This window comes from Isoptericola sp. NPDC056618 (genome assembly GCF_042792715.1).
Taxonomy (GTDB): Bacteria; Actinomycetota; Actinomycetes; order Actinomycetales; family Cellulomonadaceae; genus Isoptericola; species Isoptericola nanjingensis.
In genome coordinates, this window is the sequence record NZ_JBHTVZ010000010.1 from 18,957 (window position 1) to 31,149 (window position 12,193).

The following is a 12,193-nucleotide window of genomic DNA, read 5'->3' on the forward strand; positions in this document are numbered from 1 at the left end:
GTGCTGAATTGATCCTCATGCGGCCCATATGAGGATCAATTCAGCACGCTCGTTCCTTCTGGGGGTGCCGGTCAGCCGTGCTCGCGGAGGACGACGACGTCGGTGGGCTCGAGGTGCAGGGTCTCCCCCGCGACGACGGCTCTCCCGGTGAGCAGGTCCGTGCCCGAGGCGTGAGCCGCGACGTCGACGGCGGCGGTCGCATGGTTCAGCACGAACGCCGTCCGCGCGCCGTCCGCTCCCTGCCGCACGGCGAGCTCGACGTCGTCGGCGTCGGCGTACGGCCCCACGAGCCCGTGCCGGTCGAGCACGCGGCGGACCACCCACGCGACGCCCGCGGCGTCCAGCGCCGTCGCGACGTACCAGGCCTCGCCGCCGTCCGCCCCGCCGTCCTCCCCGCCGTCGTGGCCGCCGGGACGGTGGCGCGTCACCGCGGGCGTGCCGGCGTAGAACTCGGCGCCGTAGGTGCCGACCACCTCCGCGCCCTGCGGCACGAGCACCTCGAACACGAGCGCGGCGTCGGAGACGACGTCGTCGCCCGCGCCGTCCTTGAGGGTGACGGGGTTGGTGACGCCCGGCTCGGCGGAGTCCGTCTCCTCCACGCGCAGGCCGAACAGCCGGCCGAGCGGGCCGGGGGCGTCCATGAGGAACGCGTTCGCGTCCTCGTCCGCACGGCCGGACCAGTACGACGCGAGCACCGAGCCGCCGCGCGCGACGACGCCCTCGAGCCGGTCGGCGACGTCGCCCTTGAGCACGTGCAGCATGGGCGCGAGCACGACGTCGTAGCGGGCCAGGTCGGCGGTCGCCGGCACGACGTCGACCTGCGCCCCCGCCTGCCACAGCGCGCGGTAGTAGGCGAGCACGGTGTCGACGTAGCGGGCGTGCCGGTTGAAGCCGTCCGTCATCTCCGCGGCCCACCAGGAGTCCCAGTCGAAGAGCAGGGCCACGCGGGCGGGCGTGCGCGCGCCGAGGACGGCGTCGCCCAGCGCGTCGAGCTCCGCCCCGAGGGCCGCGACCTCCCGGAACGCGCGGGTGTCGGTGCGGCCGGCGTGGTCGAGGACGGCGCCGTGGTACTTCTCGCACGCGCCCCTCGACTGCCGCATCTGGAAGTACAGGACCGCGTCCGCGCCGTGCGCCACCGCCTGCCACGACCACAGCCGCAGCACGCCCGGCCGCTTCACCGGGTTGACGTCGCGCGACGCGGTGATGGTCGGCGTCTGCTCCATGACCCAGAACGGCGCACCGTCCTTCAGGCCGCGCATGACGTCGTGGGCCAGCGCCATGCGGGCGTGCTCGCGCTGCCCCGGCGGGTAGTTGTCCCAGGAGGCGAAGTCGAGGTCGGCCGCCCAGCGGTGGTAGTCGATCGGCCGGAACATGCCCATGAAGTTCGTGGTCACGGGCGTGGTCGCGTCGTGCTCGCGGATGCGCGCCTTCTCGTCGCGGAAGTTCGCCAGCATCGCGTCGGACATGAAGCGCCGGTAGTCGAGCGTGATCCCCTGGAAGGCGGTGTGGTCGGGCCCGCGCCAGTGCTCGCTGAGCATGTTCGGCGGCACGACCTGCTCCCAGTCGGTGAACGTGTGCGACCAGAACGCCGCGTTCCACGCGTCGTTCAGGCGCTCGAGCGTGCCGTACCGCTCCCGCAGCCAGACCCGGAAGCCCGCCGCGCACAGGTCGCACCAGCAGCCGCCGTCGAACCCGCCGTACTCGTTGCCGACGTGCCACGCGACCAGGCCGGGCGTGCCCGCGTACCGCTCGGCGAGACGCCCCGCGAGCTCCGCGGACAGCCGCCGGTACACCGGCGAGCTGGGGCACGCGTTGTGCCGCTGCCCGTACACGTGCCGCCGGCCCTGGAAGTCGGTGCGCTCCACCTCGGGGTGGCGGTGCGCGAGCCACGGCGGCAGCGCGCCGGTCGACGTCGCGAGCACGACGTCGCGGCCCGCGGCCACGGTGCGCTCGACGATCGCGTCGAGCAGCGCGAAGTCGTAGGTGTCCTCGTCGGGCTGCAGCGTCGCCCAGGAGAAGACGTTGAGCGTCACCGTGTCGATCGACGCCAGGTCGAACGCGGCGTGGTCGGCCTCCCACACCTCCCGCGGCCACTGCTCGGGGTTGTAGTCGCCGCCGTAGCGGATCTTGCGTCCGGCGGGCAGGTGAGCAGGCATACGGACGATCTCCAGGTCGAGGGCGGGGTTTCAGGCGACGAAGCGCGCGCGGACGTCGTCGAGCACGGGCTGCGCGACGCGCAGCAGGAAGGCGAGCCACGCGGCGGCGACGAGTGCGAGCACCGGCTCGCCCACCACCCACACCACGCCGCCCGCCACCACGACGAGCGCGAGCAGGCCGACGGCGACGAGCGGCCGCCGTCCCAGGTAGTAGACGGACAGCCGGGCCACGTCGCGGGCCCGGAACGAGAAGAGGGACGCGAGCACCAGCGCCTGCACCGCCCAGAGCAGCACGCCGAGCCCGACCAGGCCGAGCACGACGGCGTAGGGCACGGAGATGCCGGCGGTCTCGCGGTGCACCACCGACGTGAGGACGACGCCGAGCACCGCCGTCGCCGGCACCCACAGCCGCAGCGCGTCGAGCCAGCTCAGCCGCAGTCCGCGCACGAACGTGCGGCCCGGCACGGGCTCGTCGGCGCCCGCCCGCGCGTGCAGGGCGAAGAGCCCCGCGGCCAGGAACGGCGCCGCCGGCACCAGGCACAGCGGCACCAGCAGCGCGTTGCCGGTGGACCGGTCCAGGAGCGCGAGCAGCACCAGCGTCGGCACGCAGCCCAGGGCGACGAGCGCCCCCACGACGACGTACCAGTAGACGCGCGCCGTGATCCGGCCCAGCACGCCGTCCCCGAACTCGCGGGGCGTCCCGGCCGCCGCCGCCATCAGGACGCCTCCCCGGCGCGGTCCTGCCCTCGACCGTGCTCTCGACCGAGGATCCGCGCGTCGTCGAGCCAGGGCGGCGTCTCGTCGTGCACCGGGTCGATCTCCACCAGCGTCACCTCGTGCCGGGCGAGCGTGAGCGTCAGGTCGACCCGGCCGCCCGACACCTCGAGCGAGGTGTGCGAGCGCCCCGGCACGGACGCCTCGTGCAGCAGGTCGAGCTGCCGCGCGGTCGGCGACGCCGGCCGGCCCAGGTGCCGCCACGCGCTGACCGCGTTGCCCTCGTCGTCGTTCACGCGCGACCGGTGCACCGACGCCCGACGCGTCGCCGCGCCACCGACCGGGACGCTCAGCCGCAGCTCGTGCCGGTCCGGCTCCGGGGCGTCGTCGGAGCCGCCCACGGGCTGCCAGGCCAGCACCGTCACCCGGCCGCGGCCGTCGCGCGTCACCAGATGGTCGAGGCCCCGGTGCAGCACGTCCTCGCCCATCCGTGCCATGAAGGCGTAGAGGTGGAACACCGGCTTGCGCAGCTGCCGGTGCCCGAGCATCCCGAAGCCGCCGTGGAAGACCGACGTCGGCACGTTCTCCTCCTCGAAGACGTCACAGAACGTCCAGTAGGAGAAGGAGTCCACGAGGTCGCCGCCCTCGGAGAGCACGGGCGCCAGCGACGCCGCCTGGTAGGCCGTGTCGTGCACGGGGTTGTCCGGGCGGTAGCTGGTGCTGAACTCGGTGACGTGGGCGGGCAGCCCCTCCAGGCGCGTGCCCGCCAACAGCTTCGCCGGGGCGGCGAACTGGTCCAGCAGGTTCCGGGGATGCCGCAGCGTCTGGTAGGTGCCGAACGGCACGTGCTGCGCGGGGCCGCTCGTGTAGGCGTGGAAGGACACGAAGTCCACCGGGACGTCCCGGCGCTCGACGAACTCCGCGAACGGTGCCCACCACTCGTCCGCACCGGGCGAGATCGCCGGCCCGCCCACCTGCAGGTCGGCGTCGACCTCCTTCACGGCGGCCGCGGTGACCTCGTAGAGCCGGAGGTACGCCTCCTGCGACGCGCCCTCCCAGAACTGCACGAGGTTCGGCTCGTTCCACACCTCGACCGGCCACCGCCGCACCTCCTCGAGGCCGTAGCGGTCGATCGCGTGCCGCAGCACCGCCTGGACGAGGGCCGCCCACTCGCGGTGGTCGCGCGGCGGCGTGACGTTGCCCTTCCACCAGAACACGGTCTGCTCCCCCGACGCGAGCGCCGACGGCATGAACCCGAGCTCGAGGAACGGCCGGATCCCCTGCGCGAGCCACGCGTCGACGACCTGGTCGGCGTAGGTGAACCCGTACCGGGTGCCGCGGTGGCCCGCCGCGTCGTAGGGGCGGTGGATCCCGACGTCGTCCGACAGCAGGCCGTGGCCCCGCACGTGGCGGAACCCGATCTCCCGCTGCACCACGGCGAGCGAGTCCTGGTAGTCCTGGCGCAGGGCGAGGTTGAGGCGGCCGGTGCCGACGCACCGCCGCCACGCGTCGGAGAGCGTGGCGGCGGGCGCGTCGGGGACGACGGTGGTGGTCAGTGCTCAGCCCTCCTGGCGCGCCAGGGCGGTGTTCATGGTGTCGATGAACTGCTGGGAGCTCAGGCCCTCGATCTGCGCCACGTAGGCGTCCCACTCCTCCAGGGGCTTCTTGCCGGTGATGAACGCCGCGGTCGCCGCGGCGACGGCGTCCTTGATCTGCGTGTCCAGCAGCGTGTTCTGCTCCAGCTCCATCTCGTCGAGCCGGGCCGCGGGCGCGACCGGGAGCATCGTCTTCGCGTCCAGCACCGTGTTGGTCCAGTCCTTGATCTCGTCCGGCATCATGGCCTGGATGTACTTCTGCGAGGAGCCGTTGGCCAGCACGAACACGCCGTTGCTGTAGCCGAAGTCCTTGTTCAGGAACTTCTCCGCACCCGGGTTCATCGGGCCCCAGGTGATGTCCTCGTTCAGCGCCGGGGTGCCGTCGGAGCCCGCGGAGTAGGTCTCGCCCTCGACGCCGAACGTGCCGAACTCGATGCCCTCGTCGGAGAAGTACTGCCAGTCGACGTACTGCAGCAGCGCCTTGAAGTACGGCTTGTCCGCCGCGTCGGAGGAGATCATGACGCCGGAGGTGAAGCGGCCGGAAGGCACGTTGCTGCCGGCGGGGCCGCCCGGGACGGTGAGCAGGCGGGTGCTGAACTTCTTGCCGGCGTCCTCGATCGCCGTGCGGTACGCGGTGAGCTCCTGCGTGTTGGCGGACACCGCGGCGGACTTGCCGGAGACGAACTTCTGCTTGGCCTGGTCGTCCGACTGCGTGATCTCCGGGTCCATGGTGCCGTCGGCCACCCAGCCGTGCACCGTCTCCACGAGCTGCTTGTACGCGTCGGTGGTGCCGGTCAGCTCGAACGCGCCGGCGTCCTCGTCGTAGTGGGCGTTGTTGTAGCCCCAGCCCGCGGCGGTGTCGAAGTTCGGCGCCATGACGTTGAGGAGGGAGCCGAGCGGGTTCGGGTTCTCGTTCCAGCGGTCGGAGAACGCGTACGTGACGTCGGGGTTGGCCTCCTGGACCTTCTTCAGGTCCTCGCCGAACTCGTCCCAGGTCTTCGGGTCCTCGGTGATCCCCGCCTTCTTCCACATGTCGTCGTTGATCATGACGGAGTACTGCACGTCGGGCTTCTCCCGCAGCCCGGGCAGCAGGTAGAACTTGCCGTCCTCCTGCCGCAGGTTGTCGAGGTCCTCCTGCAGGCCCCACTTCTCGATCTTGTCCGCGAAGTTCGGCATGTAGTCCAGGTAGTCCGACACCGGCAGGATCGCGCCGCCGGAGACGAACTGTGTCTCAGAGCCGGCGTACGTGACCGGCATCAGGTCCGACGCCTCGCCGGAACCGATGAGCAGCGCCTTCTTCTGGTCCCAGTCGGCCAGCGGGATGTCGGTGCGGTCGAAGGTGACGTTGCGGTCGGACTCGAGGTGCTGGAACACCGACCAGTCGTCCTTCACCGGGTAGTCGGGCATGTCGCGGTACATGAGCGAGAACGTCACCGGCTCGGTGGCCTTGAAGGCGGAGCCGACGGCGAAGTCGTCCATCGCGCCGACGGAGTGCTCGGCGTCGATGGTGGCGGCCGCGGCCGTGCTCGCGCCGTCGCCGCCCCCGTCGTCCCCGCCGCTGCCGCAGGCGGCGAGGCCCAGGGCCAGGGTGGTCAGCGACGCGGCCGCGACGGCCGCCCGCATCCGGGTGTTCCTCATGTCTTCTCCTCGTGTGACGAGCGTCGTCGCTCTCGAGCGGGATGTGGTGCGTGCAGTGCGGGTGATGACCGGCCGTCAGCCCTTGACGGAGCCGAGCATCACGCCGGAGACGAAGTACCTCTGGATGAAGGGGTAGAAGCAGATGATCGGCAGCACGGTGAGCAGCATCGTCACCGACTGGATGTTGGCGCCGATCTGCACCGTGTCCGCGCCCGAGATCCCGGCCGCCGGGTTCGACGCCGCGGCGATGAGGTTGCGCAGGTAGACGGTGACCGGGAAGAGCTCCTTCTGGTCCAGGTACAGGAAGGCGCTGAACCACGAGTTCCACATGCTCACGGCGTAGAACAGCGTCATGGTGGCCAGCACCGCCTTGGACAGCGGCAGCACGATCCGGCCGAAGATCCCGTAGGTGGTGAGCCCGTCGATCGCCGCGGCTTCCTCGAGCTCGGCCGGGAAGTTCTCGAAGAAGGACTTCATGACCAGGAGGTTGAACACCGAGATCGCGCCGGGCAGCACGATCGCCCAGAGGGTGTTGCGCATGCCCAGGACGTCGGCGACGAGGATGTAGTTCGGGATCAGGCCGCCGCTGAAGAACATCGTGAACACGGCGATCCCGATGAAGAAGCTCCGCCCCTTGAGGTGCCGGCGGCTCAGCGCGTACGCGTACGGGGTGGTGAGCGCCATCGAGATGAGGGTGCCCAGCACGGTGTACACGACCGTGTTCTTGTAGTTGGTCCAGAACATCGCGTCGCCCATGACGACGTCGAAGGTCTCCAGGTTGAAGCCGCGCGGCAGCAGGTTCACCTCGCCCGCGGCGATGAAGCCCTCCGAGGAGAACGCCTTCGCCACCAGGTTGACGAACGGGTAGAGCGTCACCGCGCACACGACCAGCAGCGCGAGGACGTTCACCACCCGGAAGGCCCGGTACCCGGGGGTGTCCTTGACGGTGGTCGGCTCGTGCCGGACCGCAGCGAGGTCCGGGGTCGACGTTTCGATCACCACAGCGAGGCTCCCACCAGGCGGCGCGACGCATAGTTCGCGGAGAGGACGAGGACCAGTCCGATGAGGGCCTCGAAGAGGCCGATCGCCGCACCGTAGGAGAACTGGGCCGACTGGATGCCCACGCGGTACAGGTACGTCGAGATGACGTCCGCCGTGGAGTAGATCAGCGGGTTCTGCAGCAGCAGGACCTTCTCGAACCCGACCGCCATGAAGGAGCCGATGTTGAGGATGAGCAGCACCATCATCGTGGGGCGGATGCCCGGTAGCGTGACGTGCCAGGTCTGCTGCCAGCGGTTCGCGCCGTCGATCCGGGCCGCCTCGTAGAGCTGGTCGTCCACCGTCGTCAGCGCGGCGAGGTAGAGGATCGTGCCCCACCCGACGGTCTGCCAGACCTCCGAGCTCACGTAGATCGAGCGGAACCAGTCGGGCTGCTGCATGAACGCGATCGCGTCGCCGCCGAACGCCTCCACGACCTGGTTCACCGTGCCGCTCACCGCGGTGAGCTGCAGCACGAGGCCGGCGACGATGACGATCGACATGAAGTGCGGCAGGTACGAGATCGTCTGCACGATCTTCTTGAACCGCCGCGAGCGCAGCTCGTTCAGCATGAGCGCGAGGACGATCGGCAGCGGGAAGCAGATCACCAGCGTCAGCAGGCCCAGGATCACCGTGTTCCCGAACACCTGCCAGAACTGTTGGTTGTGGATGAACATGTCGAAGTAGTAGAAGCCGACCCACTCGTCGCCCAGCGGGCTGCCGCCCGGGCGGAACCGGCGGAACGCGATGACGTTCCCGATCATCGGCACGTACTTGAAGATCAGGAAGAACAGCACCGGCAGGACGACGAACGAGTACAGCCGCCAGTCCTTGCGCAGCGCCTGGCGCCACGTGGTGCGCGTCCGCCGCCGCGGTTCGTCCCGCGGTGGTGGTGACGACGGTGCGTCGTCGATCGGTGGGACGGTCGTCACCATCCCTGCGGCCTGCGCCATGAGTCCCCCAGCCGTCACGTCGTCGTGCGGTCCGCCGGTCGCAACCTCGCGCCGACGACCCGAAAGTTTCGTCATTGAAAACGTTCTCCAACTGCGGCCGAGAGTAGGGGGAGCCTTCGGTGGTGGTCAAGCACCCGGCCGATCACGGTCTGATCACGGCGCCCAGGAACGCCCGGAAGACCCCCGACGTCGTGTACGGTCGAGCCGAAACTTGCGAGCGGTCGCGCGGAACCCCAGCGACCCCGCACCACGACTGGACGGACGATGAGCACCCCTACCCCGCAGGGCCCCGCACCGACGATCGCCGAGATCGCCCGGGAGCTGGGCGTGTCCGCGCCCACGGTGTCCAAGGTGCTGAACGGCAGGACCGACGTCGCGCCGGCCACCCGCGACCGCGTGGAGGCCGCGCTGGAGCGGCACCGCTACCGGCGCCGCCGGGCGGCGACCCCGCCGGTCGGCGCGGGGCTCGTGGACCTCGTCTTCCACCGGGTGGGCTCGGCGTGGTCCACGGAGATCATCCGCGGCGTGGAGGACGCCGCCGCGGCCGCCGGGGTGAGCGTCATCCTGTCCGAGCTGGGCGGGAAGCACCGCCCGCCGTCCACCTGGCTCGAGACGACGCTCTCGCGCCCGCCGCTGGGCGTGCTGCTCGTCGCGGCCAGCCTCAGCGCCGCGCAGCGGCCGCGCCTCACCACGCGCGGCATCCCCTACGTCGTCATCGACACCGACGGCGAGCCCCCGCCCGACGTGCCCACGGTGGGGTCGGACAACTGGAGCGGGGGGCTCGCGGCGACGCGGCACCTGCTCGAGCTGGGGCACCGGCGCATCGCCGCGATCTCCGGCCCGGGCAACATGCTGTGCGCCCGCGCGCGCCTCGACGGCTACCGCACGGCGCTCGAGGAGGCCGGGATCGGCTTCGACCCCGCGCTGGTGCGGTCGGGCAACTTCGAGGTGGAGTCCGGTTACCGCTCCGGCAGCGAGCTGCTCGACCTGCCCGAGCGCCCGACCGCCGTCTTCGCCGGGTCCGACATGCAGGGCATCGGGCTGCTCCGGGCGGCGCAGGAGCGCGGCATCTCCGTGCCGCGCGACCTGTCCGTCGTCGGGTACGACGACCTACCCCTCGCGAACTGGACCACGCCCGCGCTCACCACCGTGCGTCAGCCGCTGGTCGAGATGGCGACCACGGCCACCCGGCTGCTGCTCGACCTCGCCCGCGGCGAGACCCCGATGGCCCGGCGGGTCAACCTCGCCACCGGCCTCGTCGTCCGGGAGTCCACCGCTCCCCCGGCACCCTGACGAACGGCATCGAGCGCGCTGAATTGCTCCTCAAACGGCCGGTTTGAGGAGCAATTCAGCACGCTCGATGCGTGGGACGGGTCAGCGCTGGACGCGCGCGCTGCCGCCGCCGGCCAGCTTGGCGACCTCGGCGAGGGTCGCCGTCGTCGTGTCACCGGGCGTGGTCATGGCGAGCGCGCCGTGCGCGGCGCCGTACTCGACGGCCTGCTGCAGCGAGTCGAGCTCCATGAGGCCGTAGGCGAGGCCGGAGGCGAACGAGTCGCCGCCCCCCACGCGGTCGAAGATCTCCAGGTCCGCGCGGTGCGTGGCCTCGACGAAGCCCTCGGCGCGCGACCAGGCGATGGCACCCCAGTCGTTGACGGACGCGGACTTCACGCCGCGGAGCGTCGTCGCGATGACCTGGAAGTTCGGGTAGGCCTCGGCGGCGGTGCCGATCATCGCGCGAAAGGCGCCGGTGTCGAGGTCGGTGAGGTTCTCGTCCACGCCCTCCACCTCGAAGCCGAGCGAGGCGGTGAAGTCCTCCTCGTTGCCGATCATCACGTCGACGTGGTGCGCCAGGCGGCGGTTGACCTCGCGCGCCCGCTCGACGCCCCCGATCCCCTTCCACAGGGAGGGGCGGTAGTTGAGGTCGTACGACACGATCGTGCCGTGCTTCTTGGCCGCGGTCATCGCCGCCTCGGCGACGTCGGCCGCCGACTCGGACAGCGCGGCGAAGATGCCGCCGGTGTGCAGCCAGCGCACGCCGGAGCCGAACAGGGCGTCCCAGTCCACGTCGTCGGGCTGCATCTGCGCGATCGCGGTGTTGCCGCGGTCGCTGACGCCGACGGCGCCGCGCACGCCGAAGCCGCGCTCGGTGAAGTTGAGGCCGTTGCGGACGCTGCGGCCGATGCCGTCGTACTCGCGCCACTGCACCCAGGAGGTGTCGAGGCCGCCGGTGAGCATGAAGTCCTCGACGAGGCGGCCGACCTCGTTGTCCGCGAGGGCGGTGACGATCGCGCCGCGCAGGCCGAACGCGCGGCGCAGGCCGCGGGCCACGTTGTACTCGCCGCCGCCCTCCCAGACGTCGAACGAGCGGGCGGTACGCACGCGGCGGTCGCCCGGGTCGAGGCGCAGCATGACCTCGCCGAGAGCGACGGCGTCGTAACGGCACTCGGCGGCCGGGCGGGTGGTGATGGACGGGTTGGTCATCGTGTCTCCTTGCAGGCTCTGCGGGCCGACTCAGGCGGGCTGCGCGAGGGCGACGGCCTCGGCGGTGCGGCGGGTGACCTCGGCCCAGTCCCCCTGGGCGACGAGGGACTTCTCGACCATCCACGAGCCGCCGACGGCGAGCACCGGGGCGAGGCCGAGGTAGTCGCCGAGGTTGGCGGCGCTCACGCCGCCCGTCGGCACGAACCGCAGGCCGGGGAACGGCGCGGAGAACGCCTTGATCGCGGCGGGGCCGCCGACCACGGAGGCGGGGAAGAGCTTGACGACGTCGAGGCCGAGGTCGAGCGCGGCCATGATCTCGCTGGGCGTGGCGACGCCCGGCAGGACCGGCACGCCGTGCTCCTGGGCCCGGCGCACGACGGCGGCCGACAGCCCCGGCGACACGATGTAGCGCGCCCCGGCGTCCACGACGGCGTCGACCTGGTCGACGGTGGTGACGGTGCCCGCGCCCACGACGACGTCGGGCTGGGTCTGCGCGACGGCGCGGATCGCGTCGATGCCGCCGGCGGTGCGCAGGGTGATCTCGGCGACGGGGAGGCCGCCGGCGACGAGCGCGTCGGCGAGGCGGGCGCCCTCGTCGGCGCCGTCGACCACGACGACGGGCACGAGGCGGTGGGCGCCGAGGTCGGCGACGACGTCGCCGGCCGGGGTCGAGGGGGAAGACATCCTGGCTCCGTTTCGCTATGGTGAACGCACGTTGTTCACTACGGAACACCATAGAGGACGAGCACCGATGACCCAACCCCCCAGCCCGCTCGGCAGCGTGGACAAGGCGCTCCTCACCCTCGACGCGCTCGCGCGCGCGGGAGCCGGCGGGGTCGCGCTGGCCGACCTCGCCGCCGAGGTGGGCGCGAACAAGTCGACGCTGCACCGCACCCTCGCGGCCCTGCGCCACCGCGGGTACGCCGACCAGCGGGCCGACGGCGCCTACACGCTGGGGGCGGCCGTGCTCTCGCTCGGCGCGGCGTACCTCGCCGAGGACAACCTGCCCGGCCTGCTGCGCCCGGCGCTCGAGGCGCTGCGTGACGAGGTCGACGAGCTCGTGCACCTCGGCACCCTCGCCGGGCAGGAGGTCGTCTACCTCGACAAGGTGGAGCCGCAGCGCCCGCTGCGCGTGTGGTCCGCCGTCGGGCGGCGCATCCCCGTCGCGACGACGGCGCTGGGCCGGGCGCTCCTGGCCGCGACGCCGGACGGCGCGCCGTCGCCCGGGCACGACGGCGGGCCCGACGCCACGCTCCGGGCGGCCCTCGCCGCGGCGCGGGAGCGGGGGTACGCCACCGAGACCGAGGAGAACGAGCCGGGCATCGCGTGCGTCGCCGTCGCGCTGCTCCGCGCGGGCCGGCCCGTGGCGGCCGTGAGCATCACCGCGCCCGTCGAACGCATGACCGGACCCGCCCGCGACGCCCGCGTGGCCGCGCTCCGCGACCTGCTGCCCCGGGTGCTCCCGACCGGCCTGACCGTCCCGGCGCCGACGTCGTAGCCCCTCGACGTAGCACCTGGTGGCGGGTCCCCGCGGGGAACCGCCCCCAGGTGGAAACGCCACGCGAACCCTGCCCCGCGCAGCCCGCCCCCCACCCCCCCGCGGCCGGGGTGTTTGCGC

Annotated in this window: 10 protein-coding genes; 2 read left to right on the forward strand and 8 right to left on the reverse strand. The window is 72.0% G+C overall.

The features are described 5' to 3' along the window. Positions 1-71: 71 nt before the first annotated feature. The 6 genes from ACFQ8T_RS13160 to ACFQ8T_RS13185 form a co-directional block, all read right to left on the reverse strand. Positions 72-2,156 carry a beta-galactosidase gene (locus ACFQ8T_RS13160; protein WP_430546972.1) on the reverse strand — a complete coding sequence of 695 codons (2,085 nt, stop codon included), beginning with the start codon at positions 2,154-2,156 and terminating at the stop codon, positions 72-74. A gap of 30 nt (positions 2,157-2,186) precedes the next feature. Continuing rightward, entirely contained in the window at positions 2,187-2,873 is a 687-nt protein-coding gene (locus ACFQ8T_RS13165) for a glycosyltransferase (RefSeq protein ID WP_430546973.1), read from the reverse strand. Beyond that, positions 2,873-4,426: a xylan 1,4-beta-xylosidase gene (locus ACFQ8T_RS13170; RefSeq protein ID WP_430547075.1), complete on the reverse strand. Its 1,554-nt coding sequence runs from the start codon at positions 4,424-4,426 to the stop codon at positions 2,873-2,875. The genes ACFQ8T_RS13165 and ACFQ8T_RS13170 overlap by 1 nt, the downstream gene beginning before the upstream one ends. A 3-nt stretch (positions 4,427-4,429) precedes the next feature. Beyond that, entirely contained in the window at positions 4,430-6,103 is a 1,674-nt protein-coding gene (locus tag ACFQ8T_RS13175) for a sugar ABC transporter substrate-binding protein (protein ID WP_430546974.1), read from the reverse strand. A gap of 75 nt (positions 6,104-6,178) precedes the next feature. After that, positions 6,179-7,102, reverse strand: a complete 924-nt coding sequence (locus ACFQ8T_RS13180) for a carbohydrate ABC transporter permease (RefSeq protein WP_430546975.1) — start codon at positions 7,100-7,102, stop codon at positions 6,179-6,181. Beyond that, positions 7,099-8,094, reverse strand: coding sequence for an ABC transporter permease (locus ACFQ8T_RS13185; protein ID WP_430546976.1), 996 nt, complete (start codon positions 8,092-8,094; stop codon positions 7,099-7,101). The genes ACFQ8T_RS13180 and ACFQ8T_RS13185 overlap by 4 nt, the downstream gene beginning before the upstream one ends. A 264-nt stretch (positions 8,095-8,358) precedes the next feature. Here ACFQ8T_RS13185 and ACFQ8T_RS13190 point away from each other — a divergent pair, with 264 nt between their 5' ends. Then, a complete protein-coding gene (locus ACFQ8T_RS13190; protein WP_430546977.1) occupies positions 8,359-9,387 on the forward strand; it encodes a LacI family DNA-binding transcriptional regulator in 1,029 nt (342 codons plus the stop codon). Positions 9,388-9,468: 81 nt separating this feature from the next. Here ACFQ8T_RS13190 and ACFQ8T_RS13195 read toward each other — a convergent pair whose 3' ends face one another. Together ACFQ8T_RS13195 and eda are read right to left on the reverse strand one after the other, a co-directional pair. Next, complete coding sequence (locus tag ACFQ8T_RS13195; protein WP_430546978.1) at positions 9,469-10,575, reverse strand: sugar kinase; 1,107 nt, start codon at positions 10,573-10,575, stop codon at positions 9,469-9,471. Between the two features lie 30 nt (positions 10,576-10,605). Beyond that, positions 10,606-11,259, reverse strand: a complete 654-nt coding sequence (eda, locus tag ACFQ8T_RS13200; RefSeq protein ID WP_430546979.1) for a bifunctional 4-hydroxy-2-oxoglutarate aldolase/2-dehydro-3-deoxy-phosphogluconate aldolase — start codon at positions 11,257-11,259, stop codon at positions 10,606-10,608. 67 nt (positions 11,260-11,326) lie between these two features. On the opposite strand from eda, the gene ACFQ8T_RS13205 reads away from it, so the two are divergent. Beyond that, positions 11,327-12,073 carry an IclR family transcriptional regulator gene (locus tag ACFQ8T_RS13205; RefSeq protein WP_430546980.1) on the forward strand — a complete coding sequence of 249 codons (747 nt, stop codon included), beginning with the start codon at positions 11,327-11,329 and terminating at the stop codon, positions 12,071-12,073. Positions 12,074-12,193: the final 120 nt, after the last annotated feature.